The sequence below is a fragment of the Microbispora sp. GKU 823 genome (assembly GCF_002027145.1).
Lineage (GTDB): Bacteria > Actinomycetota > Actinomycetes > Streptosporangiales > Streptosporangiaceae > Microbispora > Microbispora siamensis.
The window spans coordinates 1-25,626 of the sequence record NZ_MWJN01000105.1 but is presented as its reverse complement, the minus strand read 5'-3'; the positions used below and the strand labels follow the sequence as shown (position 1 = coordinate 25,626).

Here is a 25,626-nt window from a genome sequence, read left to right as displayed (position 1 = left end):
GGCGGCCGCCGGGGTTTGCCCGCCGGGCCGCCGGAAAGACGGACGCCATGACACCGACCGTGCTCACCGTCAACGCGGGCTCCAGCAGCCTGCAACTGCATCTGGTGCGGGACGGCCGCGTGCTGCGGACCGAGCACAGCGAGCACAGCCCCGACCCCGCCGCGGCGGAGCGTACGCTGTCGGACTTCCTGTCCGGGGCGGACGCCGAGGTGGCCGCCGTCGGTCACCGGCTCGTCCACGGCGGCGAGGCCGTCCGCGCGCCGGCGCTCGCCGACGACGGCGTGGTGGAGGCCGTGCACGGATACGCCGACCTCGCGCCGCTGCACGTGCCGCCCGCGCTCGCGCTGGTGGAGGCGGCCCGGCGGGTGCTGCCGTCCGTGCCGCACGTGCTGTGTCCCGACACCGCCTTCCACGCCGGGCTCCCGGCCGCCGCCGCGACCTACGCCCTGCCGGCCGGGTGGCGGCGCCGGTGGGGCCTGCGCCGCTACGGCTTCCACGGGCTGTCGTACGCGTGGGCGACCCGCCGGGCGGCCGAACTGCTCGGACGCCCGGCCGGAGAGGTCAACCTGGTCCTCACACATCTCGGCGGCGGATGCTCGGTCTGTGCCGTGCGGAACGGCCGGAGCGTGGACACCTCGATGGGGTTCACCCCGTTGGAGGGCGTGCCCATGAGCAAGCGCTCGGGCAGCGTCGATCCCGGCATGCTCCTGTGGTTGCTGTCCGGCTCGCGCCTCACGCTGGAGGAACTGCGCGACGGGCTGGAGCAGGACTCCGGCCTGCTCGGGCTCTCCGGCGGCCTGTCCGGCGACACCCGCGACCTGGTCGCCTCGAAGGAGGAGGCCGCGACGCTGGCTCTCGACGTGTTCGGCTACCGGGTGAGCCGGGAGATCGCCGCCTCGACCGCCGCCCTCGACCGGCTCGACGCGCTCGTGTTCACCGGCGAGATCGGCTGGGACCAGCCCGAGGTGCGCGAGGCGGTGTGCGGCAGGCTGTCACTGCTCGGCGTCGAGCCGCCCGCCGTGACCGACGTGGACCGGGATCGCGTCGTCAGCCCGCCGGGCGCCCGCCTGCCGGTCCTCGTCGTACGGCCCCGCGAGGAGCTCCAGGTCGCCCGGGAGACCCTCGCCGCGATCGGCGATTCCGCTGGTGAAGGCGGGCGGCCGTAGAATCCGCGGACATGCGCATCTTCACCGTGGACTCCTTCACCGACCGGCCGTTCCGGGGCAATCCCGCCGCGGTCTGCCTCCTCGACGAGACCGTGCCGGACGAGTGGATGCAGGCGGTGGCCGCCGAGATGCGCCACTCGGAGACGGCCTTCGTGCTGCGGCGGGACGAGGGACCGCGCTCGCTGCGCTGGTTCACCCCCGCGGTCGAGGTCGCGCTGTGCGGGCACGCCACCTTGGCCACCGCGCACGTCCTCTACTCCCTCGGGGAGTCCGGGCGGCTGGAGTTCGCCACGAAGAGCGGCGTGCTCGCGACCGAGCGGACGGACGACGGGCTGATCGCGATGGACTTCCCGGCGAAACAGGCGTCGCCGTGCCCGCCGCCGGACGGCCTCGCCGAGGCTCTCGGCGTCACGCCGGTGTGGACCGGCCGCAGCGAGTTCGACCTGCTGGTCGAGGTCGGCTCGGCCGAGGAGGTGCGGGCCGCCGACCCCGACATGGCGCGGCTGGCCGAGGTCGAGGCCCGGGGCGTCATCGTGACGGCGTCCGGCGAGGGCACCTCCGCCGACTACGTCTCCCGGTTCTTCGGCCCCCGGGTGGGCGTGCCGGAGGACCCCGTCACCGGTTCGGCCCACTGCGTGCTCGCGCCCCACTGGTCGGGCAAGCTCGGCCGGGACGCACTCGTCGGGGAGCAGGTGTCGCAGCGCGGCGGGACCGTCCGCACGACTCTGCGCGGCGACCGCGTCGAACTCGCCGGGCACGCCGTGACCATCTGGTCCGGTGAACTGGAGGTCTGACCTCCTCCCCCATGGTCGCGTCAGGCCGGCACGGCGAGCGCGGCCTCGATCCGCCGGACCGCGGTGATCGCCCCGAACGCCAGCAGCCGCACGAGGTCGGCGTCGTACCGGCCGCCCCCGGCCTCCCGCCAGGCGGCGACGTCGGCGTCGGTCACTCGATAGGGCGCGAGGGCGGCCAGCAGGGCGAGCCGGGCGGCCGGGCGCTGTCCCCGGCGCGACGTCCGCCAGCGGACCGGACGGCCAGCCGGACAGCGGAGGGTGCTCGCCGTCCCAGGCCGCGACGGCCTCCACGACCGCCTCCCTGGCCGTGTCGCCCAGCAGGGCGGCCCCCTCTCCCGCCGCGGCCCGCAGCGCGGCGAACGCGGTCCCGGCCGGGGTTCCCGCCGCCCACGCCGGGGCCGGGCCCGACGGCAGCCCACGCAGCAGCGGCAGCGCCTCGCCCCGCGGCAGCCTGCGGCGTACCGTCCTGGCGAGGGCCGGCCGCCCAGGCCGCGTACGAGCCGGGACCGCTGCAGGCCGGCGGGCAGGAGGTTGTCGGTCAGCAGCGACGACACCATCCGGTTGATGAAGTGGAAGGCGAGGGCCGTGCCGATGTGCTCGGCCGCGTGACCGGGCGGGCACGGCGGCGCCTGCCCGGCCGTGGCCGTGCCGGTGGCCCAGGCGAACAGCCGGGCGTGCTCCGGATCGGACGGCGTCCGCCCGCGCGCGACGGTCTCGGCCAGGTCGTGCTCGCCGGTCGCGTGCAGGAGCACGGTGTGCGCGTCGACGCAGAACGGGCACTTGTTGGCGAGGGAGACCCCGGCGGCGACGACCTCCTTCGCCGCCCTCGGGGCCCGACCGGCGAGCAGCGACTCGCGCAGCATCGCCCACGTGGGAGCGAGCACCTCCGGAGCGGGGGACAGCGTCAGGAACAGCGGCATGCGGGCCATGCCGAAATCACGGGCGATCTGGGCGTAGACCTCGGCGGTCAGCCCCGCCGCCACCTCCGTGGGCACCGGGGTCACGTAGCGGTACGGCGTCGGCATCTCTGTCTCCTCGTCGGTCGTGCTGTCATGCGGCCCGATCCTGCCGGGCGCGGCCGCCCCCGTCGTCGTACGGCGGAAGGCGTTCCGGGCCGGTCCCGGCACGGCGAGTGGCGGCCCGGCGTACTCCGGTGGGAGTAGCGCGGGATCGGTCCGCCGGGAGGAGGCGGCGCCCATCGGGCGCGGTTACGCTTCGGACATGGACGGCGATCACGGACGGCAGGCGTCCCCCAGCGTTCCCGGGACGTACGCCGTGGACGCGCGATCGCGGCCGTCGTGGCGGTGCTGCTCGCGGGCGGCACCCTCATTCCCGGCTCGCCGAACGGCCCCGCGCAGGTGGGGGTGGTGGGCTACCTGCTCCTGGTGGGCGGGGCCGCCGCCCTGGTCGCGCGCCGGGCGGCGCCGGTGACGGCGCTCGTCGTCTCCGCGGCGTGCATGCTGGCCTACGCCCTGCGGGTGCAGCCCGAGATCGCGCCCGCCTTTCCCGTCATGGTCACCGTGTATTCGGCGGCGCCGGCGGCCGGCGGGTGGTGGGCGGCGTCGGTGAGCGCGGCCTACCTCGGCGGCGTCCTGCTGGCGGACCTGTCGGATCTCGGCACGCGGACCCCGCGCGAGGTGGTGGAACGGGTCGGCCTGCTGGTCGGCTGGTTCGTCGCCGCCAACGTGGCGGGGGTCGTCTCCCGGCAGCGCCGGGCGTACCTGCGCCAGGCCGAGCAGCGCGCCGTCGAGGCGGAGCGCACCCGCGAGGAGGTCGCGCGCCGCCGGGCCGGCGAGGAGCGGCTGCGCATCGCCAGGGAGCTGCACGACTCGCTCACCCACAGCATCTCGATCATCAAGGTGCAGGCCGGCGTGGCCGTCCACCTGGCGCGCAAGCGGGGCGAGGACGTGCCGGCGGCGCTGCTGGCGATCCAGGACGCGAGTGCGGACGCCATGCGGGAGCTGCGCGCGACGCTGGAGGTGCTGCGCGAACCCGGCCCCGACGACGCGCCCGGCATCGCCCGGGCCGACCGGATCGGCGAGCTGGTCGAGCGGGCGCGGTCGGCGGGTGTGCCGGCCACGCTGGCGGTCACCGGCACGCCCCGCGCCCTGCCGCCGGAGGTCGACCTGGCCGCCTACCGGATCGTGCAGGAGGCGCTCACCAACGTGGCGCGGCACGCGGGCAACGCCTCGGCGTCCGTGCACGTCCGCTACCTGGCCGACACCCTCGTCGTACGCGTCGAGGACGACGGCAGGGGCCTGCCCGGCGGCACGCCACGGCACGGCGTCACACCACGGCAGGGCGCCGGCGTGGCCTCCGAGACGGCCACCGTGGTCCGGCCCGAAGCGGTTCGCGCGGGCGTGGGACTGACCGGCATGCGGGAGCGGGTGTCCGCGCTCGGCGGGCGGCTCCAGACCGGTCCCGGGCCGGACGGCGGCTTCACCATCCAGGCCGAACTGCCCGTGCCTGTCGGGGAGGGAGCGGCGTGATCAGGGTGCTGCTGGTGGACGATCAGGCGCTCATCCGGGCCGGGTTCAGGGCGCTGCTCGACGCCGAGGACGGCGTGGAGGTGGTCGGCGAGGCGGGCGACGGCAGTGAGGGCCTGGCGCTGGCCGAGCGGCACGTCCCCGACGTCGCGCTCGTGGACGTCCAGATGCCGGTGATGGACGGCATCGAGACGACCCGCCGCATCGCCGCCGATCCCCGCCTGGCCGCCACCCGGGTGGTGATCCTGACCAACTACGGGCTCGACCGCTACGTGTTCGACGCGCTGCGGGCGGGCGCGAGCGGCTTCCTGCTCAAGGACACCGAGCCGGTGGAGCTTCTCCAGGCGATCAGGGTCGCGGCGCGCGGCGACGCCCTGCTGTCCCCGGCGGTCACCCGGACGCTCATCAGCGAGTACGTCTCCCGCCCTCCGGACGCCGTGCCGACGGCCGCCCTGAAGGAGCTCACCAACCGCGAGCGGGAGGTCGTCGCCCTGGTCGCGCGCGGCCTCACCAACGAGGAGATCGCCGCGCACATGGTGATCAGCCCGTTCACCGCCAAGACCCACGTCAGCAGGGCGATGACCAAGCTCGGCGCGCGGGACCGCGCCCAGCTCGTCGTCTTCGCCTACGAGTCCGGCCTGGTGGTCCCCCGGAGTTCCGCCAAGCCGGGCTGAGCCGTTCTCCCCGGGTCTGGGGACGCGGGCGGCGGGGGTATCTAAGATCGCGTTCATGGGTCTGCGTACGCCCGCGGCCGTGGTGCTCGCCCTGCTCACGCTCGCGGCCTGCTCCCCCGGCGGGTCGCCGGGGCCGGAAAACCTGGCCGCACGCGTCAACCCGCTGCCCGCCGACGTCCAAGGACCCGGTGCGGCCGTCTTCCTCGCCCGCGTGCCCGACGAGACGCGGGACGACCTGCTCGGCCTGATCCGGGTGGGCCGGTTCGGCGACGCACTGACGAAGGGCACGTGGGTCCGCCGGCACGTGGAGGTCGCACTGGGTGACCCGGCCGCGCCCATCGCGGTACGCGGCCTGGCCGAGGATCCCCGGGACGCCGTCCTGGTCTCCGGCGACGTGGTCGACGCCACGCTCCCCGGTCATGTCTTCGTCACCGGGACCTTCCCCGTCGGCCCCACCGTGTCCGCGACCACCGGGCGGTGCGTCCTCGTCCGTACGGACGGCCGGACCGAGCAGCCAGGGCCCGAGGCGCAGTGCGAGCGCGCCCCCAACGGGGGCGTGTACTGGTACGCCCCGGGACCGACCGGCGCAGGCGGCGTCGACCTGCGCGACGGCACCGCGACCCCGAGGACCTCCGTACCGGCGTTTCCGGTGGCCGTCTCCCCCGACGGGCGCTACCTGGCGTCGCTGCGGGACGACGCGCTCGTCATCACCGACACGCGAGACGGCGGCGCGCGGACGGCGGGCCGGTCGGACCGCGGCGCCCCCGGCGTCTTTACCGGCGACGGGTACGCGACGGTCCTGCGGCAGGGCGACCGTCCCCCGGCACTGGCCGTCGCCGGCTTCCGCGGCGAGGTCCGCCGGCTGGCAGAGGATGTCGGCACGGTCGCCTTCACGCCGGACGGCCGCCGGGCCCTCGCGACGGTGGGCCGTGCCCGCCCGCGCCTGGTCGTGGCCGACCTGCGGACGGGCACGCTCACTCCGGTGAAGGGCCTCCCCGCGAGCGACGGCGGCGTGAAGATCGTCGTCGCGGGCGATCACGCGCTCGTCGCGGTGCTCGCCCGCGACGCGGACATCGGTGACCCGAAGCCCGCCGAGGTGTGGGAGGTCGACCTCCGGCAGGCCCGGGCGCGCCAGGCCGTCACCATACCGCGCGCCCGGCAGGCCGCTCCGCTCCCCGCCACCCCAACGGGAGGGCGGCCGGCCGGTCCCGGAACTGACGCCCCGGGCGTTACGGGCATCCGTTTCGCGCCGGACGGCGTCGTGGTCGCCCTCACGTCCGAGGGGGTCGCCGCGGCCGGGCCGGCCGGGGCGTCCCCGGTCACGGCCCTTCCCGGGCGCCGGATCCTGTTCTCCGGCGACACCCGCGACGGTGGGGGCGGTGGTGGCGGCGACGGCGGCACCGCTGGCGGCTCGCTCACGGTGGCGAGCGAGCCGGTGCCGCGTCCGGATCACCACCGGAGCGCGGGAGGACCAGACCGTCGCCGGGTGCTGCCCACCGCCGACGGGCGGCACCTCATCGTCTCCTTGCGCCCCCGAGAAGGCCTGCGCGCCGGTCCCGGCCCCGACGACGAGATCGTCCTGGCCCGCCTCGACGCGGCGCCCCGCTCGTCCTCTATCGGGGCGTCGTCCTGGCCAGCGCCGGCCGCTAGCGGACGTCGCGGAACAGCCGCTCGCGCACGCGGGCCGCCGCCTCGACCACGTTGGCGAGCGCCGCCTCGACCTGCTCGTACGACCGGGTCTTCAGCCCGCAGTCGGGGTTGACCCACAACCGCTCGGCGGGCACCGTCCGCAGCGCCTCCGTGAGCAGGTGCTCCACCTCGTCGGCGCCCGGCACGCGCGGCGAGTGGATGTCGTACACGCCCGGCCCCAATCCCCTGGGAAAGGCGCCGACCGCGCCGAGCACGCGCCCCCGCGAGCGCGCCGACTCGATGCTCGTCACGTCGGCGTCGAGAGCGTCGATCGCGGCGAGGATCTCGTCGGCGTCCGAATAGCACAGGTGCGTGTGGATCTGCGTGTGCTCGCTCGCGCCCGAAGTGGCCCATCGGTAGGCCTCGACGGCCCACTCCAGGTAGGCGGCCTGCTCGGCGCGCCGCAGCGGCACCAGCTCGCGCAGCGCGGGCTCGTCGACCTGGATGACGCGGATGCCCGCCTCCTCCAGGTCGCCCACCTCCTCCCGTACGGCGTCGGCGACCTGGAACACCACCTCGCGCAGCGGCAGGTCGTCGCGGACGAACGACCACGCCACGATCGTCACCGGGCCGGTGAGCATGCCCTTGACCGGCTTGCTCGTCAGCGACTGGGCGTACTCCGCCCAGCGGACGGTGATCGGCTCAGCCCGCCGCACGTCGCCGTGGAGGATGGGCGGTCGGGTGCAGCGCGAGCCGTACGACTGGACCCAGCCGTGCCGGGTGACGGCGAAGCCGTCGAGGTGCTCGGCGAAATACTGCACCATGTCGTTGCGCTCGGGCTCGCCGTGCACGAGGACGTCCAGCCCCAGCCGCTCCTGCAGCGCGATCACCTGCTCGATCTCCGCGCGACCATGCTCTCGTACGCCGCCTCGCCGATCTCCCCTGCCGCCAGGGCCGCCCGCGCCCGGCGCAGCTCGCCCGTCTGGGGGAAGGAACCGATCGTGGTGACCGGGAGAAGCGGCAGCTTCAGGTGCTCGGCCTGCGCCGCGGCCCGCACGGCGTAGGGCGCGCGGCCCTCCGCCGCCCGGACCCGGGAGGGGTGCGGTCGGTCCTCAGGAGCGGGGTGTCCGGGCAGGTGACGGCCGGGTGCGGCGGCGAGCAGAGCCGCGAGGTCGGCCACCTCGGCGACCTTCTGCTCGGCGAACGCCAGCCGCTCCCGCAGCGCCGGATCGAGGCCGGTCTCCCGTTCCACGTCGTACGGCACGTGGAGGAGCGAGCACGACGTGCTCACCACGACCCGCCCGGCGCGCTCCCGTACGGCGAGCAGCGTGGCCAGCGCGCGGTCCCGGTCGGTGCGCCACACGTCCCGGCCCGACACCACCCCGGCGACGACCGTCTTGCCGGCCAGGGCCTCCACACCGTGGTCCGTGCCCCGGACGAGGTCCAGGCCGACGGCCTCGACCGGCGTTCCGGCCAGGACGGGCAGCGCGTCGCCGAGATCCCCGAAATAGGAGGCGACCAGCAGCGCGGGCCGGTTCTCCAGCCGTCCCAGCCGTCCGTACGCCGCCTCGACCGCGGCCAGCTCGGCGGCGGTGCGGTCGGCGACCAGCGCGGGCTCGTCCAGCTGCACCCAGCCGACGCCCTCCGCGGCCAGCTCGGCCAGCAGGCGCGCGTACATCTCGACCGCGTCGTCCAGCCGGTCGAGCGGGGCGAAGCCGTCCGGGCTGCCGGGGGCGGCCTGCGACAGCAGCAGGAACGTCACCGGCCCGACCACCACCGGCCGGGTCTCCAGCCCCAGCGCGCGGGCCTCGCGTACCTCCGCCAGCGGCTTGGCGGCGTCGAGCGAGAAGACCGTGTCCGGGCCGATCTCGGGCACGATGTAGTGGTAGTTGGTGTCGAACCACTTGGTCATGCGCAGCGGGGCGATCCCCTCGGCGCCGCGGGCCATCGCGAAGTAGGTCGTCAGGTCGTCGTCGTGCCGGTAACGCGCGGGCACCGCGCCCAGCAGCACCGCCGTGTCGAGCACCTGGTCGTAGTAGGAGAACGTGTTCGACGGCAGCCCTTCCAGGCCGAGCGCGGCGAGCCGCCGCCAGGTGTCCTCCCGCACCCGCCGCGCGGTCTCCTCCAGGCCCGCCCGGCTGGAACGCCCCTCCCAGTACGACTCCAGCGCCCGCTTCAACTCCCGATCCGGCCCGATCCTCGGATACCCCAGCACGGTCGATGCGGGAAAAGACGACGTCATCACCACTCCTCATGCGTCGAACAGAACGCCCGCATCCTCTCCGTACGTGGCTGTCCCGCACCGGATCCATTGCCCATGCTTATGGATCACTTCGACGTCGTCCTGATAACCGCCGGCATCCATAAGCGGGCGCGAACGTGATCGAGGGCGTGGGTGACGACTCCTGTCCGGTCGGCAGGCTGGACAAGGAGGCCGCACCGCCGCGGCACTGGCACCTCCCGGAAGAGGAGGGCAGACTGCCGCTGTCACCGCTTTCGACCACCGACCATCCTGTTTGCTTGGGGATTCATGCAGCTGTGGCACTCGATCACACTCGTCGCCAAATTGGCCCTTCCATTCCTCATGATGTTCGCGGCCTACGTCGGGGCACGCAGGGCGCGGCAACGTCGCGAAAGATTCAACGCTGCACGGCGCCTGGGTCTCCCCAGCGGGCGGATCAGGATGATGGGTGCCGTGCGCCTACGCCAGGCCACAACCTGGGGAGCATGGCATCACGGCATTTTGGATCTCGAAGCTGGCCGTCTCACGTATACCGTGCAGGTTGGACGGCCGGCACAAGGCGACCACGGATCTTACCGGCGTGACCATGAAGGGAGATCGCCCTGTCACCGCATTCGAGCGCTGGAAGTGGAGCCACCCCATTCGGTTACGCGCCGTTCTCGAATGCGAGCATCCGGAGCTGGGTGTGGTGGAACTCGCCGTCGAAGAGTCTGATGCGGATATCGTCTCCAGCGTCTTCATAAGAAAGCTTCGGCCGAGATTCGGTGAGCAATGATCGAAAATCGAGAGCCGGCAATGGCTGCCGCAGTCGCTTTGCTGTGGCTCAGCGGGGGGCGTCCATGCGTTGTGTGCCGATGACCGCCAGCAGCCGTAGCGCCTCTTCGGACGGCGAACCGGGGACGGCGGTGTAGATCACCACCTGCTGATCGCGGTCGGTGATGTCGAGGGCGTCGCAGTTCACGGTGATCGGGCCGACCAGCGAGTGCTGGAAGGTCTTGCACAACGTGGGCCCGGCCGCCACATCGTGGGAAGCCCACAGCCGAGCGAACTCCGGGCTCTTCGCGAGGAGTTCGTCCACCAGCCCGGTCACCTCGGGCGAGTCGGGGTAGCGCCCGGCAGCGGCACGCAGGCGCCGGGCCGCGTGGCGGGCGAAGTCGTCGGCGTCGGAGACCCCGTACAACCGCCGTCCCTCGTGCCTCGGGCCGAGGAACGCGCGGCGCACCAGGTTGCGGTCGCGCCGCGGCAGGGCCGAGAAGTCCTCCATGAGGGCGGCCGCCAGCTCGTTCCAGGCGAGCACCTCGAGCGTCGCGGACGTCACGACGCGGCGGCCTGCGGCACCTCTCCAGCAGGTCGACGGATGCTCTGCCGCACCTCGCGCGTGGGCCCCGGCGGCGGGCGGGCGGCGCGCCGGCGAGGTGGTGGAGGTGGGCGCGCTCGGCGTCCGTCAGGCGCAGGGCCCGGGCAAGCCCGGCCAGCACCTCGCGCGAGGGGCGCGGACCCCGGGCCTGCTCCAGCCGCGTGTAGTACTCGGTCGAGATGAACGCCAGCTGTGCCGCCTCCTCGCGCCGCAGCCCCGGGTACGGCGGCCTGCGCCCGGCGGGCAGACCCACGTCGGCAGGGCTGATCCGCTCGCGCCTGCTGCGCAGGAAATCGGCCAGTTCTCGTCGGTTCACACCTCCAGTCTGCCCAGCGCGTGGAGCCTATCCAGGTACAGCCGATGCCTGGATGAGCCGCGTCCACCGGCGCAGGCTCACTGCCATGGACAACACACCGACCACCGACACACCCACCCAGACCACGCCCGCCGCTGCGGGCCTGCTCGTCGGCAAGGTCGCCTTCGTCAGCGGCGCCGGACGCGGTATCGGAGCCGCCGCGGCGCGGCTGTTCGCCCGGGAGGGCGCCCGAGTGCTGCTCGCGGCCCGGACGGAGGCCCAGCTGAAGGCGGTGACCGAGGAGATCCGGGCGGCGGGCGGCACCGCGGACTACGTGGTGTGCGACCTGGCCGACGCGGCGAGCGTGCGCGCCGCCGTGAGCCGCGCCGTGGACCTGTACGGCCGGCTCGACGTCGCCTTCAACAACGGGGCGATTGGCCAGCGGCCCGGCCCGATGGACCGGATGCCGGAGGCCGACTTCGACCGCATCTACGCCGTGAACCTCAAGGGCGTCTGGCTGGCCATGGTCGCCGAGGTGGAGGCGATCCGGGCCACCGCGGGCACGGGCGCCATCGTCAACAACTCGTCCGTCGGCAGTTGGGGAGGCAATCCGGAGCTGTCGGCCTACGGTGCGATGAAACGGGCGGTCAACAGCCTCACCGAGTCGGCCGCCGTCACCTACGGCCCCGAAGGAATCCGCGTCAACGCCATCGCTCCCGGCAACACGCTCACCGAGATGATCCGCGCCTGGGAAGCGGAGTCCCCCGGTCTCCAGGAGCGGCTCACGGCGCTGACACCGCTGCGCCGCGGGGCCGACCCGGCCGAGATCGCCGAGGCCGCCGCCTGGCTGCTGAGCGACCGCTCCTCCTTCGTGACCGGCGCCGTCCTGCGCGTCGACGGCGGCGCCCGCGTCTGAGCCGCGTCAGCTCGCGAGGTACGCGGCCGCTACCCGTTTGGGCACTACCATGCGCCAGGCGTCGATGACGAGCTCCCGCATCTCGGTCTCGTCGATGGCCGCCATCCTGACCCGGACCCACTGGTAGCGCTCGTCCGAAGGAAGGGGCATGAGGAACTTCTCCGGCTCGGATGCCACGAGGGCCGCCCGCTCCTCCTTGGGGAACGCGAAGCCCATCAGGGTCTCGTCCGGAGAGACGGAGGCGTACACGATGCCCCTGACCCGGAACTTCACGTGGTCGCGCACCAGCGCTTCCTCGGTGCGGGGCAGTGCCCGCGCGACCCGCCGCACATCGTCGACCGTGACCATCAGAGGCCTTCCTCAAAGATCGAACATCGTCACGGTCGAACGTTAGCCGCGGCCACCGACATTCCGGCGCCGGTCCCGTCGCGCAGACGGGATCGGCGCCCCGACGGCCAGTGGGAAATCCCTCGCGGAGGCCGCGCGGCGGGTGCCAGACTCATGGCGATGATCGATCCTCGACTCACGGACCGGGTGGCGCTGGTCACCGGGGCGAACCAGGGCATCGGCGCGGCCATCGCGGTCGCGCTGGCCGCGTGCGGGGCGGCGGTCCTCCTCACGTACAAGCGGCTCGATCCCGCCGAGCACGCCGGCGATCCGGCCTTCCCCGAGGCGTACGGCAGGCTGCGGGCACGGGACGCCGAGGAGGTCGTGACCCGCATCAGGCGAGAGGGCGGCCGAGCCGAGCAGATCGAGGCCGAGCTCGCCGACGCCACCGCCATCGGGGGCCTGTTCGACAGGGCGGAGGCGGCCTTCGGCCCGGTGGAGATCCTGGTCAACAATGCCAGCGGCTGGGTGGCCGACACCTTTCTGCCCGACGCCCGCGACCGCTTCGGACGGGCGCTGCGCCCCGTCGACGCCGATTCGCACGATCGGCAGTTCGCGGTGGACGTGCGCGCACCGGCCCTGCTGATCGCGGAGTTCGCCCGCCGCCACGTACGGCGCGGCGCCACATGGGGGCGGATCATCGGGCTCACCTCCGGCGGCCCGGAGGGGTTCCCCGAAGAGGTCTCCTACGGCGCGGCCAAAGCGGCTCAGGAGAACTACACCATGTCCGCCGCGGCCGAACTCGGCCGCTACGGAATCACGGCGAACATGGTCCGTCCGCCCGCCACCGACACCGGATGGATCACCCCCGTGGTCGAGGAGGCCGTCCGCACGACAAGCCCCCTGCGGCACGTCGGCACGCCGGAGGAGGTCGCCGAAGTGATCGTCTTCCTGGCCTCGCATCAGGCCCGTCACGTCACCGGGCAGATCATCGCCATGTCCTGAGCCCGCCGCCACGCCGGACGACAGGCCGTCGGCGGGGCGGCCTGCAGCGCTGCGCCATGAACTCCTCGGCCGGCCGTACGCTCACGGGCGCCGGGCGGCGGCCAGGAACATGGGGACGGCGAGGAACAGCCTCCCCCGCCGCGCGCGCCCGGTCTGCTCCGCGATCCAGTCGTCGGCCTGCCGCCGGGTGACCGCCCCCGCCGCGTACGCGCCCTCGGCCACACCGGTGACCATCGGCAGGAGCGAACCATCCGTGAAGACACCCGTACGGACCTCGGCGGTGACGTCCGCGAAGCCCTCGTCGAGCAGGAGGTTGCGGTGACGGCGGGCCACGTGCGGGCTGGGGACGGCGTCCGCCCTCGCCCGCACCATGACCCGGGTGAGAGCGGCGTCGTCCGAGTCGATCACGAACGTGTCCCAGTCCTGCCCCACCAGCACGATCCGCCCGCCCGGGGCGAGCACCCGCCGTGCCTCGGCCACCGCCCGCGCCGGATCGGCCAGGCCGTGGTAGACCTTGTCGGCCCGATAACCATCCAGCTCGCCGTCCCCGAACGGCAGGTCGCAGGCGTCCGCCTGGCGGAACTCCAGGCCCGGGTGCCGGGACCGGGCGAGCCCGATCATCTGGCCGTCGACGTCCAGGCCGATCGGTTCCGCGCCCAGGGCGGCCATCTCCGCGACGGCCAGTCCGGCGCCGCAGCCGACGTCCACCACACGGCTCCCGGCGGCCAGGCCGAGAAGTTCGTAGGAGCGGGCACGCAGCGCCTCCTGGCCCGGATGCCTGTCCACGCGGTCGAGAAGGGCGATGAGGGTTGGGTTCGACATGGAGGACAGCGTCCGACTTAATGTCGGCATGAAGTCAAGCCCGACCATCGGCATCGGCGAGGCGGCCGCCCGGTTCGGCCTCGCGACGCACGTCCTGCGGCACTGGGAGTCGGTGGGACTGCTGACGCCCGCCCGGGTCGCGGGCGGCCGGCGCCGTTACGGCCCCGACGACATCTTCCGGGTGGCCGTGATCCTGCGGGCGAAGGAGGCGGGTCTCGGCCTGGACGACATCCGGGAGATGATCGCCACCCGCGCGGCGCCCGAGCGGCGTGAGGTCCTCCGCCGCCGGCAGGCCGAGCTCCGGCGCCGCATCGAACAGGCCCGGGCGGCGCTGGAGGTGATCGAGTGTGCGCTGGGCTGCGACCACGACGACGTCACCGGCTGCGCGCACTTCCGGCAGGCCGTACGCGAACGGGTCGGCCTGCCGGCTCCCGCGCCGCCCACCGACGCCCGATGACGGGGGGACGGTCATCCGGCGGCGTCCCGCTCCTGCGGGCCCGGCACCGTACGGAGGGTGATGACGATCGCGGCGATCCACAGCAGGGCCGACAGGCCGCCGGCCCGTCGCAGACCCGAGGTGAACCTCCCGGCGTCGGCGGGATCCTGCACGATCGCGCCGAGGACGGCGACGCCGAGCGCGCCGGCCGCCTGCCGTGCGGTGTTGTTGACGCCCGACGACAGGCCGGGACGTGAGGGAGGCCCGGCGCGCAGCGCCGCCGCGACCACGGACGCGGTGAGCAGGCCCATGCCGAAGCCGAGGCCGAGGAGTGCGGGGAGGAGTGCCGCGTAGGGGCCGGTGGGGGTGACCAGCGACAGGCAGGCGGCGCCGGCCGTGCCGAGCAGCAGCCCGCCCAGCATCGGGAGCCGGGGTCCGTAGCGGGCGGCGAGCCGCCCGGTGATCGGCGCGCACAGTGCGAGGGGGGCGAACAGCGGTAGCAGCATGACACCGGCGGACAGGGCGTCGTGGTGGCGGACACCCTGGAGATACAGGGTGACGACGAAGACGAAGCCGATCCCGACGAAGTTCATCATGGCGGCGACGGCGTTGGCGCCGACGAAGCGGGAACTGCCGAGTACGGACGGCGGGAAGAGGGGCTCGGGAGCCCGCCGCTCCCACCACGCGAGGGCGGCCGTGCCGAGCACGGCGACCACGGCGGCCGCCGCCGTCTGGGCGGAGACGCCCGAGTGGCCGTACGCGATGGCGCAGTAGGTGAGGGCGAGCAGGGCGACGGCTGCGGCGAGCACCCCCAGGACGTCCAGCCGCCGGTCGGGTGCGGGCTCGTCCCTGCCGACGCGGCGGAGGGTGAGCACGATGGCGACCACGACGACGGGCAGGTTGACGAGGAAGACCGAGCGCCAGCCGGCGAGGGTGACGAGCAGCCCGCCGAGCACCGGGCCGCAGGGCAGCGCCAGGGCGGACACCCCCGCCCAGATGCCGAGGGCGCGGGCCTGTTCCGCGCGTTCCGGGAAGGTCGTGTCGACCACCGCGAGGGTGCTGGGCAGCAGCAGCGCGGCGGCGAAGCCCTGCAGGGCGCGGGCCGCGACCAGCGTGCCGATGCCGGGGGCGAGGCCGCACAGCAGGGAGGCGGCGCCGAAGAGGGCGAGCCCGGCGACGGCGACGGTGCGGTGTCCCAGCCGGTCTCCCACGACGCCGGCGGCGAGCAGGCACGCCGCGAGGACGACGGTGTAGGAGTCGACGACCCACTGCATGCCGGGCAGGCCGGTGCGGAGGTCCGCGCCGATGTGCGGCAGGGCGACGTTGACGATGGTCACGTCGAGTTGCACGAGGAACATGCCGGCGCACATCACGACGAGGGTCGTCCGGCGTCTCCGGTGCGCCACGGCCCCGTCGGGGCCGGAGGTGATACGAGGAGTTCTCGTCGACGACATACGCCATCGCTGCCCACGATGAGTTCGGTCAACGCCGAAGCGTGGCGGAGCCTCCCGGATGGTGTCGGCCGTGCTCAGGGATGGGCCCGCAGGGCGGCGAGGAGCCAGGCGAAGTCGTCGGCGTGGGACGGCTTCGGCTCCCGGCCGTTGATCACGGCCATGAGATGCCGGTAGCGCTCGGCCTCGGCGAACAGGCCGGCCTCCAGGCGCCGCCTGACAGCCGCCCGGCCGTCGGCGTCCATGTCGCCGAGCAGGCGGCGGACGACCTCGGCGGCCTCGGGAGAGTCGGGGCGCACGCCGTTCTCCCGCGCCTGGCCGACCTGCCAGGCGACCTTCTTCGCGAACCACATGAAGGCTCCCGGCTCCTGTCCCGCACGGTTTTGCACGTTGTGCTCCACCATGTCGCGCATCCGCCGCCGGAAGTCCGGGTCGCGCACGAGTTCGGCGAGCTCCACCCAGGCGTCCACCTGCTCGGGCGTGGGGTCGTCGGGCAGGCCGATCTCGGTGTGCCGCATCCGGTTCCTGAGCTCCGGATCGGCGTCCAGTCCGCCGAAGACCTCGTCCACGAAGTTCTCGATGATGCGCCGCCGTTCCTCGGCGGACAGCCGTGCCAGATCGTTCAACAGTTTCGTCTCCTCCGTGCCGGACCGCCGCCTCGCGACGGTGCTGAGCACCGCGCGCCGGAGCCGCAGGGTGCGGATCTGCGCGTCCAGTGCGTCCACATGGACGGCGGCGACGTCGGCCAGGGTGACCTTCCGCTCCAGCACCCGCCGTACGTCGTCCAGGCCGAGACCGAGCTCCCGCAGCGTCCTGATCAGCTCCAGCCGGGCCACGGCGCCGGCGTCGTAGAGCCGGTAGCCTCCCTCGCTCCGCTCCGCCGGCGGCAGCGCGCCGACGTCCGACCAGTACCGGATCGTGCGCACCGGCATCCCGGTGCGGCGGGAGAGCCACCCAATGGTGAACAGCCCCTCGTCGTCCATGACCCCGAGTCTGGTCTCTCCACCGGCTGGAGACTCAAGGGCCTGTTCGCAAGTCAACGCCACGCCACGGCGGCGTCGTGACCCGTCGCCGCGGGTAGGAGTTCCAGGACGGGGACGGGAGGCGCATGGCTGAGATCGGCGGGCTGCTCGAGGCGCTCACGGACGCCATCAACGTCCAGAACGTCGAGCGGTTGATCCAATGCTTCAGCTCGAGGGCCGTGTTCGTGACGCCCGCGGGAGTGACCGAGGGCCACGAGCAGATCGGCTGGTACTTCCGGCAGCTCTTCACGGCGTTCCCCGACATGCACAACGAGATCACCGCATGGACCGTCCTGGACGACACCATCATCGCGGAGTGGACGTTCAGCGGCACCCACACCGGGGCGCTGCTGCTGCCGGGCGGCACGGAGATCCCGGGCAGCGGCAGCCGCGTGGTCCTGCCGGCCGCGGGCGCCTACACGATGGAGGATGGCGTGTTCGCGAGCGGGCGGGTCTACTACGACCAGCTGGCGCTCTTCCGCCAGACGGGCTGCGACCTGCGTCTGCGCAGGACCGCCTGAGGTCCTCATACTGGAGCGTGGACTCCGGCCCGCCGCTGCGCGACATCGGCTGCTTCGCCCTCGTCGCCCGGCACCTCAGCTTCTCCCGCGCCGCCGCGGAACTGGGCGTCTCCCAGCCCGCCGCGAGCCAGGCCGTCGGCCGTCTCGAGCGCGCGCTCGGGGTCCGCCTGTTCGAGCGGACCAGCCGGGAGGTCCGCCTGTCGCCCGCCGGCAAGGCGCTGCTGCCGTACGCCGAGGCGTTGCTGGAGTCGGGCGGCCGCCTTCTCGGCGGAGGCGGAGCGGCTCGCGGCGCCGGAGGGCATCGGTGTCCGCCTCGCCTATCCCCCGCCGGCCGGCGGCCTCGCGGCGCGGATCGCGCGCAGGATGGCACGCCGCGATCCCCCTGCCGAGGTGGAGCTGCGCCCGGCCGGCCGGCCGCCGCCGTCGCGGCCCTCGCGGCCGGCGAGGTGACCGCGGCCATCCTCGCCGCCCCCTTCCCACGGGAGCTGACCACCGCCGCCCGTTTCCACGTGCCCGTCGGGCATCTGGCCGTACCGGCCGGGGACCCGCTCGCCGGCCTGCCCGCCTGCAGCCCGAACGGCTCGCGCGGCACCGCGTCCTGCTGCCGCGCGAACGCCCGCCCGGCGGGATGTGGGCACGGCTCGCCGCCCGCGTCGGGCCGCACCGGCAGCACGTGGTGGCCGACGAGATCGACGACTTCGCCGCCGCGCTCGACCTGGTCGCGGCCGGCGTCGGCCTGCTGCCCACCCCCTCCCTGGTCGTCACGTCCGTCCGCAGGGACGACGTCGCCTTCGTCCCCCTGGACGCGGGTGACCTTCGCCTGACGTACGCGCTCGCCTGGCGGGGCGAACGGCTGTCGGCCGGGTTGATGGCACTCGTGCGGACGGCGCAGGAGTGCCTCTGGACGAGGTGACCCGCGGGTTCCCGGCGGCGGTCCGATGAGAAAGTTTCACGCCGTCTTCCGGGGCGGGACCGTCCGCGCCCCCGGAGAACGGGCAGGTGACCGGGCTGCCGTCACGGATTTCCCGACGCGGTGTCGCCATTCCCTGACAGAGGATTACTTGAACCCTTGACTAGTGGCACTCATATCAGCATTCTTGGGACTACGCCGCCCCGCGTATTCGCTGCCGAATAAGTGAGGCGCGGCCACCGTGGTCCACGGGCGAACCGCCGAATCCACCAGCGACGATGCTGCTCATTTCGGACTTTTACCAGCGGTTCTGGGTCTTTTGCCCATACATCCGCGCGGCTTCACGCCGCCGGACATCCAATTCGCCGACAATGTGAGCCACGGAACGCCGGAAATGACGGCCGATTTACTTCGCCATGACTGCGAATAGGCGACGGCCGGAGTTTCCCGTTTCTCTTCCGCCGGATCCGGTTTTCCGGCGCGTTCCCATCGGCCGGCCGGGATCGCGTTCGCGCGTACGCGGCGCGGCCCGTCCGGCAGGCACGACAAGAAGGTGATCACTTGAAATCGGACCAGATCAGGGGACCAGTCCTCTCGCTTTTCCGCATCGTGACGGGGCTGCTGTTCGTCTGCCACGGCGCGGCGACGATCTTCGGAGTGCTGGGCGGCAACCGCGGCACCGGTCATGCCGTGGCGTTCGGCACGTGGCCGGGCTGGTGGGCGGCGGCCATCCAGCTCGTCTTCGGGACGCTCGTCCTCGCCGGGCTGCTCACCCGGGTCAGCGCGCTGCTGTGCTCCGGCTCGATGGCGTACGCGTACTTCACGGTGCACGCGCCGCAGGGCCTGTTCCCGATCCGGAACGGCGGTGAGGCGGCGGCGATGTTCTGCTGGTCGTTCTTCCTCATCGCGGTCTTCGGCCCCGGCGCCTGGGCGCTGGACACGCTGATCCACCGGCTGCGGCACCACGAGGTCGAGACGTACGCGCCCGCGCCGGCACAGGCGTAGCCACACCGCGCCGCCGCCCGTCGGGCGAACTCGATCGCCGGGTCCGGCACGACCCGCGCGTGTGCCGCCTCGCAGCCAGGACCTGCCTCATCGCCGGAGGCAGGTCCCACGCGTGCCGGCGTGAACCTGATCGGCCCCTCGTCCGACTGTGCAGAGTGACGGGAGGACGAGATGACCGACGAGCTACTGGTGGTGCGCGCCCAACTGGGTGATCGCGCGGCGCTGGCCGAGCTGGTGGCCCGCTGGCGGGTGCCCGTGTGGACGTACGTGCGGCGCATGCTCGACGCCGAGCGGGCCGACGATGTGTCCCAGGAGATCTGGCTGGCCGTGATCCGCGGCCTGCCCCGGTTGCGGGAACCCGCCCGGTTCGCGCCCTGGCTGTTCACCATCGCGCGCCGATCGGTCACCGACCGTCTGCGCGGTCAGTACGCCAGGGAACACGAGCACGCGCACGAAAGCCTGGCGGCCGGTGACGTGACCGTCGACGATCCCGTGGACGCCGCGGTGGACCGCGCCGAGCTGGTGAGCCTCCTGTCGGGCCTGCCCACGCCCGAGCGGGAGATCCTCGTCCTGTTCTACCTGCAGGACCTCTCGGTGGAGGACTGCGCGCAGATCTGCGAGATCCCCGCCGGGACGGTCAAGTCCCGGCTCAACCGCGCACGTCGCCTGTTGCGCTCGCATCTGGAGGAGAAGGGATACCGGCCATGACCGAGGAACCGCGGCTGTCGGCGCGGGAGATGATCGAGCGGCTCGAACCGGCGCTGTCCCGTGCCAGGCGCGTCCGGGCGGTGACGTCGCTGTTGTCCGGGCTGTCCGGCACGGCGTTCCTGACCGCCCTGTGGGGAGGCGAGCCCGGCCCGCTGCCCGGCCGCACGCAGGTGATGTTCGCCCTTCTCACCGTGGTCTGCCTGGCCTGGGCGGGCTACGGCGGATGGCTGCTCATGTGCCGGGTGCCGCTGTTCGCCACCGACCGGGTGGTCGCCGCGTGGATCGCCCTGGCCGCCTCACTCGCCACCACCGCCGCCCTGGCCGCGCTGGCGGTCCGGCGCGGCACCGGCCTCGCCCCGGCGCTGACGGTCGGAGGGGTGTTCGTGGCGACCGCACTGGTGCTGGCCGTGCTCGCCCATGCCCGCCGGGCGGCGTTGCTGCGCCGGGCACGCGAACTCGCCCGCGCGCGGGCGCATCCCTCCACGTCACGCACGCACACCTCCGATAACTGACTCGACGAGACGAAGGGCGCTTCGATGGCACACAATCCGAGACTCATCCGCCGCCGGTTCGGCAGGACGGCGGTGCCCGTGGTGGCCCTGGTCGTCGCCGGAATCCTCCTTGCGGGTGTGCTCATGCTGCTGGTGTGAACGCCGGGCCGAGCTGAAAGTTTCAGCTCCGCGACGTGCCCTCGGCCGTCCTGACCTGGACGTACCGCTCCGTGACCGGAGCGTGCTTGGATCGCGCCACCTCGCGTACGCACGATCCGGGCGGGAGCCCTCCCGAGATCGTCCCGCCCGCTTCCGGGGCGCCCCGCGCGGCGGGCCGGCCCGTCGTCCTTTCCGAGGGGCACGTGATGCGACTACCGCGACGGCTGCTGAGCGCGAGCACGGCGACCGCACTGGCCGGCGCCCTGCTGGCCGTCACCTCGACTTCCACCCCCGTCTCGGCCGCCTCCTTCAACTACGGTGAGGCGCTGCAGAAGTCGTTCCTGTTCTACGAGGCGCAGGAGTCGGGGCACCTGCCGTCCACCAACCGGGTGACCTGGCGGGCCGACTCGACCGTCAACGACGGGAAGTCCGCCGGGGTGGACCTGTCCGGCGGCTTCTACGACGCGGGCGACCACGTGAAGTTCGGCTTCCCGATGGCGGCCATGACCACCACGCTGGCCTGGGGCGGCGCGGACTACCGGGCGTCCTACGAGCGCTCGGGCCAGTTGCCATACCTGCTGAACACGCTCCGGCAGGCGGGCGACTACTTCATCCACGCCCACCCCGAGCCGAACGTCCTGTACGTCCAGGTCGGCGACGGCGGTGAGGACCACTCCTACTGGGGCGCGCCGGAGACCGTCGAGGCCAAGGGCCACAAGCGGCCGGTCTACAAGATCACCGCGTCGTGCCCGGGCACCGACGTCGCCGCCGAGACCGCCGCCGCGATGGCCGCCTCGTCGATCGTCTTCCGGCCGACCGACCCGGCGTACGCCGACACGCTGCTCACCCACGCCAAGCAGCTGTTCACGTTCGCCGACACGACCAAGGGCACCAACGGCCGCGACACGGCGTACGTGAACTGCGTCAGCGCCGCGCAGGGGTTCTACAACTCCACGGGCGAGGGCGGTCAGGTCGAGGGCGCCACGAAGATGTACTGGGACGAGCTGGCCTGGGCCTCCGTCTGGCTCTACCGGGCCACCGGCACCGCGAGCTACCTCGACCGGGCGCGCGAGTTCTACCCGAAGATGGGCAGCCAGGAGGACCCGGGCAGCAACGGGCAGCAGGTGCCGGTCTTCAACTTCGGCTTCGGCTGGAACGACAAGCAGTACGCCGTCTACGAGCAGATGGCCGAGCTGACCGGTGAGCAGAAGTACAAGGACGACGTCCAGCGCTACCTCGACTACTGGACCGTCGGCTACAAGGGCAAGAAGGGCACGATCACGCCCGGCGGCCTGGCGTACATCTTCTACTGGGCCTCGCTGCGCATGGCCGCCAACACGGCCTTCGTCGCGTTGAAGTACGCCGACTTCCTCGGCTCGGGCGACCCGCTCTACGCGCGCTACCACGACTTCGGCAAGCGGCAGATCGACTACGCGCTCGGCGACAACCCCCGGCACTCCAGCTACATGATCGGCTTCGGGACCAACCCGCCGCGCAACCCGCACCACCGCGGCGCGCACGGCTCCTGGACCAACGCCGGTCCCGACGGCGAGCCCGCCGTGAGCAGGCACGTCCTGTACGGCGCGCTGGTCGGCGGCCCGGACGGCGCCGACGCCTACGCCGACAGCCGCGGCGACTACGTCAAGAACGAGGTCTCCCTCGACTACAACTCCGGCATCACCAGCTCGCTCGCCGTCCTCTACGGCAAGTACGGCGGCTCGCCCCTGGCCACGCTGCCGCGCGAGACCCCCGACGGCCCGGAGTTCTATCTGGAGCCGACGATCACGCACACGACGCGGGAGACGGCGGCCAAGACCCTCGTCATCAACAAGTCGGCCTGGCCGGCGACCGTGCTGGACAAGGCGAAGTTCCGCTACTACTTCACCCTGGACGGCTCGACGACGGCGAGCCAGGTCACGGTGAGCACGTCCTACACGCAGTGCAAGCAGCCCACCGGGCCGCACCTGCTGGAGGGGCGCACGTACTACGCCGAGGTCGACTGCACCGGGACGCTCATCTTCCCCGGCGGCCAGTCGGAGTACCGCCGCGAGGTGCAGCTCCGCATCGGCGTGGCCGACGGCGCGACGTGGGACCCGTCCAACGACTGGTCGGCCAAGGGCGCGGACCACATGACCCTGTACGGCAACGACGGCCGCCTCATCTGGGGCACGCCGCCCGGCGCCGAGCCGTCGCCCAGCCCCAGCGCCTCCCCGTCGGCGTCGCCGTCGGCGTCGCCCTCTCCGTCCGCGTCGCCTTCGGCGAGCCCGTCCCCCAGCCCGTCGCCCAGCCCGTCGGTCTCGCCGAGCCCGTCCCCCTCACCGTCGCCGTCTCCCTCCGCCGGTGGCGGGTGCAAGGTGACCTATGGCACGAGTGACTGGGGCGGCGGCTTCACCGCGACCGTCACGATCGCCAACACCGGCGCCACGGCGGTCAACGGCTGGACACTGGCCTTCGCCTTCCCCGGCACCCAGAAGATCACCCAACCCGGCTGGTCGGCCACCTGGACCCAGACCGGCGCGAACGTCACCGCCGCCAACCTCGACTGGAACAAGACCATCACCCCCGGACAGTCCATCCAGATCGGCTTCAACGGCACCTACACCGGCGCCAACCCCAAACCCACCGCCTTCACCCTCAACGGCACCACCTGCTCCTGAGACGAGGCCATCCATGAGACTCCTGTCCCTGGGCGGGGTGGCCGCCGTACTGGCCGCCCTGCTCGTCCCGGGCCCGGCTCCCGCACAGGCGGCGAGCACGTACAACTACACCGAGGCCCTGCAGAAGTCGATCTACTTCTACGAGGCGCAGCAGTCGGGCAGGAAGCCCGCCTGGAGCCGGGTGGAGTGGCGCGGCGACCGCACGCTGAACGACGGGAAGGCCGCCGGGGTGGACCTGTCCGGCGGCTGGTACGACGCGGGCGACCACGTCAAGTTCGGCTTCCCGATGGCGTTCACCACCACGATGCTGGCCTGGGGGCTGGTCGAGAACCGCACCGGCTACGGGACCCAGCTCACGCCCATGCTGAACAACCTCAAGTGGGCCACCGACTACCTCATCGCCGCGCACCCCGATCCTGAGACGTTGTACGTCCAGGTGGGCGACGGCAGCGTGGACCACGCGTACTGGGGCCCGCCCGAGGTGATCGACATCAAGAGCATGTCGCGGCCGGTCTACAAGATCACCCCGACGTGCAAGGGCACCGACGTCGTCGCCGAGACGGCGGCGGCCATGGCGGCCTCCTCGATGGCCTTCCGGACGACCGACCCGGCGTACGCCGACACGCTGCTGACGCACGCCAGGCAGCTGTTCACGTTCGCCGACACGACCAAGGGCACGAACGGCCAGGACACGGCGTACACGAGTTGCGTGCCGGGCATCTCCGGCTACTACAACTCCACCTGGGAGGGCGGCTCCGACCACCCGGGCGCGACCAAGATGTACTGGGACGAGCTGGCCTGGGCGGCCGTGTGGCTCTACCGGGCCACCGGCACCGGGAGCTACCTGGACAAGGCTCGCGAGTTCTACCCGAAGATGGGCAGTGAGCCCGACGTGGGCCAGGGCGCGGGCGGAACAACCGTCCCCGCCTACAGCTTCGGCCTCGGCTGGAACGACAAGGAGTACGGCGTCTACGCGCTGATGGCCGAGCTGACCGGCGAGCAGAAGTACAAGGACGACGTCCAGCGCTACCTCGACTACTGGACCACCGGATACAAGGGCAAGAAGGGACCGGTCACCCCCGGCGGCCTGGCCTACATCTTCAACTGGGCGTCGCTGCGCATGGCGCTGAACACCGCCTGGGTGGCCCTCGTCTACGCCGACCACCTCGGCCCCGGTGACCCGCTCTACGCCCGCTACCACGACTTCGCCAAACGGCAGGTCGACTACGCCCTCGGGGACAATCCCCGCCACTCCAGTTACATGGTGGGCTTCGGGACCAACCCGCCGACGCACGTCCACCACCGGGCGGCCAGCGGCCAGTACCTCGGCTACATGAGCGACACCACAGGACCGAACCTGCACGTCCTGTACGGCGCTCTCGCCGGCGGCCCGGACCAGACCGACGCCTACACCGACAGCCGAACGGACTACGTCCGCAACGAGGTGGCGATCGACTACAACTCCGGCATCACCAACGTGCTCGCGCGGTTCGCCAAGGAGTACGGCGGGACACCGGTGGCGGGCTTCCCCGCGCCGGAGGAGAAGTACGAGGAGATCTACGCCGAGACCGGCAACGTCTACACCGGTGTGGACGGCACCTCGCTGACCGTCACCATCACCAACACGTCGAACTGGCCGCCGCGCGTCCTCCAGTCGGGCAAGGCGCGTTACTACTTCACACTCGACGGCTCCACCTCGATCTCCCAGGTGAAGGTGACCGGCGGAGACAGCAACGGCTGCGCCGTGAACGGGCCGACTCTCGCGCAGGACCGCACCTACTACGCCGAGGTGGACTGCACGGGCAAGCCCATCTACCCGGGCGACGCCCAGCTCTACCGGCGCGGCACGCAACTGCGGATCTCGGTGCCGAACGGCGCGACCTGGGACCCGGCCAACGATTGGTCGGCCTCGGCGGCGTCGCACGTGCCGGTGTACGACGGGAACACGCTGGTGTGGGGCACGCCGCCCGGCGGCACGCCCAGCCCGTCCCCCTCGCCTTCGCCCTCGCCGTCCCCTTCTCCTTCTCCGTCTCCGTCGCCGTCGCCGTCGGCTTCGGGGGACACCACACCGCCGAGCGCGCCCACCGGGCTGCGGGTCTGCGGGGCCGACTTCGTCAACGCGGTCCCGATGTGCTGGACGGCCTCGACCGACGACACCGGGGTCACCGGCTACGACGTCTACATGAAGCAGGGCGCCGGCTTCACCAAGATCGGATCGACCGCGTCCACGCTGTACGTCGCGGACAAGCTGGTGGCCGGGACCAGCTACACGTTCTACGTCGTGGCCAGGGACGCGGCGGGCAACACCAGCCAGCCCTCGGCGACGCTCACCGCGACCGCCCAATCCGGCCTGCCCAGCCCGTCGCCCAGCACATCGGCCTCACCGAGCCCGTCTCCGTCCCCGTCTCCATCGCCTTCGCCGTCGGCCGGTGGCGGGTGCAAGGTGACGTACGGAACCAGTGACTGGGGCGGCGGGTTCACCGCGACCGTCACGATCGCCAACACCGGCGCCACGGCGGTCAACGGCTGGACACTGGCCTTCGCCTTCCCCGG

General features: G+C 72.8%; 22 protein-coding genes and 3 pseudogenes. 17 read left to right on the top strand and 8 right to left on the bottom strand.

Translation table 11 applies throughout. The features are described from left to right. Positions 1-47: 47 nt before the first annotated feature. Positions 48-1,166 carry an acetate/propionate family kinase gene (locus B1L11_RS36285; RefSeq protein WP_079319813.1) on the top strand — a complete coding sequence of 373 codons (1,119 nt, stop codon included), beginning with the start codon at positions 48-50 and terminating at the stop codon, positions 1,164-1,166. A gap of 11 nt (positions 1,167-1,177) precedes the next feature. Further along, positions 1,178-1,960: a PhzF family phenazine biosynthesis protein gene (locus B1L11_RS36280; RefSeq protein WP_079319812.1), complete on the top strand. Its 783-nt coding sequence runs from the start codon at positions 1,178-1,180 to the stop codon at positions 1,958-1,960. A 20-nt stretch (positions 1,961-1,980) separates the two neighbouring features. Here the strand turns inward: B1L11_RS36280 and B1L11_RS36275 are convergent, their stop codons facing one another. After that, positions 1,981-3,159 carry a carboxymuconolactone decarboxylase family protein gene (locus tag B1L11_RS36275; protein WP_218671524.1) on the bottom strand — a complete coding sequence of 393 codons (1,179 nt, stop codon included), beginning with the start codon at positions 3,157-3,159 and terminating at the stop codon, positions 1,981-1,983. A 99-nt stretch (positions 3,160-3,258) separates the two neighbouring features. Here B1L11_RS36275 and B1L11_RS36270 point away from each other — a divergent pair, with 99 nt between their 5' ends. From B1L11_RS36270 to B1L11_RS46020, 3 genes are read left to right on the top strand one after another with little or no spacing between them, the layout of a single operon-like run. Then, on the top strand, positions 3,259-4,449 hold the full coding sequence (locus B1L11_RS36270) for a sensor histidine kinase (protein WP_256863196.1): 1,191 nt from the start codon (positions 3,259-3,261) through the stop codon (positions 4,447-4,449). Then, entirely contained in the window at positions 4,446-5,120 is a 675-nt protein-coding gene (locus B1L11_RS36265; protein ID WP_079319810.1) for a response regulator transcription factor, read from the top strand. The genes B1L11_RS36270 and B1L11_RS36265 overlap by 4 nt, the downstream gene beginning before the upstream one ends. A 55-nt stretch (positions 5,121-5,175) precedes the next feature. Beyond that, positions 5,176-6,882 (top strand): hypothetical protein, encoded by a 1,707-nt coding sequence (locus tag B1L11_RS46020; protein ID WP_143737793.1) that lies wholly within the window; start codon positions 5,176-5,178, stop codon positions 6,880-6,882. On the opposite strand, the pseudogene metE reads toward B1L11_RS46020, so the two are convergent. Then, a pseudogene (gene metE / locus B1L11_RS36260) lies at positions 6,767-8,991 on the bottom strand (5-methyltetrahydropteroyltriglutamate--homocysteine S-methyltransferase). The gene B1L11_RS46020 and the pseudogene metE sit on opposite strands and share 116 nt — an antisense overlap. 541 nt (positions 8,992-9,532) lie before the next feature. On the opposite strand from metE, the gene B1L11_RS46015 reads away from it, so the two are divergent. Then, positions 9,533-9,766, top strand: coding sequence for a hypothetical protein (locus B1L11_RS46015; protein ID WP_143737792.1), 234 nt, complete (start codon positions 9,533-9,535; stop codon positions 9,764-9,766). A gap of 48 nt (positions 9,767-9,814) precedes the next feature. Here B1L11_RS46015 and B1L11_RS52830 read toward each other — a convergent pair whose 3' ends face one another. Continuing rightward, a complete protein-coding gene (locus B1L11_RS52830; protein ID WP_256863195.1) occupies positions 9,815-10,309 on the bottom strand; it encodes a hypothetical protein in 495 nt (164 codons plus the stop codon). A gap of 163 nt (positions 10,310-10,472) precedes the next feature. Continuing rightward, positions 10,473-10,601: pseudogene (locus B1L11_RS52825) on the bottom strand (transcriptional regulator); the annotation flags it as partial. A 148-nt stretch (positions 10,602-10,749) separates the two neighbouring features. Here B1L11_RS52825 and B1L11_RS36250 point away from each other — a divergent pair. After that, positions 10,750-11,559: an SDR family NAD(P)-dependent oxidoreductase gene (locus tag B1L11_RS36250; RefSeq protein ID WP_079319809.1), complete on the top strand. Its 810-nt coding sequence runs from the start codon at positions 10,750-10,752 to the stop codon at positions 11,557-11,559. A gap of 6 nt (positions 11,560-11,565) precedes the next feature. Here B1L11_RS36250 and B1L11_RS36245 read toward each other — a convergent pair whose 3' ends face one another. Beyond that, positions 11,566-11,907 (bottom strand): MmcQ/YjbR family DNA-binding protein, encoded by a 342-nt coding sequence (locus B1L11_RS36245; RefSeq protein ID WP_079319808.1) that lies wholly within the window; start codon positions 11,905-11,907, stop codon positions 11,566-11,568. A 159-nt stretch (positions 11,908-12,066) separates the two neighbouring features. On the opposite strand from B1L11_RS36245, the gene B1L11_RS36240 reads away from it, so the two are divergent. Continuing rightward, complete coding sequence (locus B1L11_RS36240) at positions 12,067-12,891, top strand: SDR family NAD(P)-dependent oxidoreductase (RefSeq protein ID WP_079319819.1); 825 nt, start codon at positions 12,067-12,069, stop codon at positions 12,889-12,891. Between the two features lie 81 nt (positions 12,892-12,972). On the opposite strand, the gene B1L11_RS36235 is transcribed toward B1L11_RS36240, so the two are convergent. Further along, a complete protein-coding gene (locus tag B1L11_RS36235) occupies positions 12,973-13,713 on the bottom strand; it encodes a methyltransferase domain-containing protein (RefSeq protein WP_079319807.1) in 741 nt (246 codons plus the stop codon). Positions 13,714-13,741: 28 nt separating this feature from the next. Between B1L11_RS36235 and B1L11_RS36230 the strand changes: the two genes are divergently transcribed. Beyond that, on the top strand, positions 13,742-14,170 hold the full coding sequence (locus B1L11_RS36230) for a MerR family transcriptional regulator (protein ID WP_079319806.1): 429 nt from the start codon (positions 13,742-13,744) through the stop codon (positions 14,168-14,170). 11 nt (positions 14,171-14,181) lie between these two features. Here the strand turns inward: B1L11_RS36230 and B1L11_RS36225 are convergent, their stop codons facing one another. After that, a complete protein-coding gene (locus B1L11_RS36225; RefSeq protein ID WP_256863194.1) occupies positions 14,182-15,519 on the bottom strand; it encodes an MFS transporter in 1,338 nt (445 codons plus the stop codon). Between the two features lie 158 nt (positions 15,520-15,677). Continuing rightward, a complete protein-coding gene (locus B1L11_RS36220) occupies positions 15,678-16,583 on the bottom strand; it encodes a MerR family transcriptional regulator (RefSeq protein WP_079319805.1) in 906 nt (301 codons plus the stop codon). A 125-nt stretch (positions 16,584-16,708) separates the two neighbouring features. On the opposite strand from B1L11_RS36220, the gene B1L11_RS36215 reads away from it, so the two are divergent. The 8 genes and pseudogenes from B1L11_RS36215 to B1L11_RS47410 form a co-directional block, all read left to right on the top strand. Next, positions 16,709-17,143 carry an ester cyclase gene (locus tag B1L11_RS36215; protein ID WP_079319804.1) on the top strand — a complete coding sequence of 145 codons (435 nt, stop codon included), beginning with the start codon at positions 16,709-16,711 and terminating at the stop codon, positions 17,141-17,143. Positions 17,144-17,160: 17 nt separating this feature from the next. Continuing rightward, positions 17,161-17,298 (top strand): annotated as a pseudogene (locus B1L11_RS52820) (LysR family transcriptional regulator); the annotation flags it as partial. Positions 17,299-17,771: 473 nt separating this feature from the next. Continuing rightward, positions 17,772-18,056, top strand: a complete 285-nt coding sequence (locus B1L11_RS52815; RefSeq protein ID WP_079319803.1) for a LysR substrate-binding domain-containing protein — start codon at positions 17,772-17,774, stop codon at positions 18,054-18,056. 558 nt (positions 18,057-18,614) lie between these two features. Further along, positions 18,615-19,058 carry a DoxX family protein gene (locus tag B1L11_RS36200; protein WP_079319802.1) on the top strand — a complete coding sequence of 148 codons (444 nt, stop codon included), beginning with the start codon at positions 18,615-18,617 and terminating at the stop codon, positions 19,056-19,058. 171 nt (positions 19,059-19,229) lie between these two features. Beyond that, on the top strand, positions 19,230-19,766 hold the full coding sequence (locus B1L11_RS36195; RefSeq protein ID WP_079319801.1) for an RNA polymerase sigma factor: 537 nt from the start codon (positions 19,230-19,232) through the stop codon (positions 19,764-19,766). Further along, positions 19,763-20,278, top strand: a complete 516-nt coding sequence (locus B1L11_RS36190; RefSeq protein WP_079319800.1) for a hypothetical protein — start codon at positions 19,763-19,765, stop codon at positions 20,276-20,278. Before B1L11_RS36195 ends, B1L11_RS36190 begins: the two co-directional genes overlap by 4 nt. 344 nt (positions 20,279-20,622) lie before the next feature. Next, complete coding sequence (locus B1L11_RS36185; RefSeq protein WP_079319817.1) at positions 20,623-23,073, top strand: glycoside hydrolase family 9 protein; 2,451 nt, start codon at positions 20,623-20,625, stop codon at positions 23,071-23,073. Positions 23,074-23,086: 13 nt separating this feature from the next. After that, the coding region (locus tag B1L11_RS47410) for a glycoside hydrolase family 9 protein (protein WP_079319799.1) at positions 23,087-25,626 on the top strand (2,540 nt) is incomplete at its 3' end.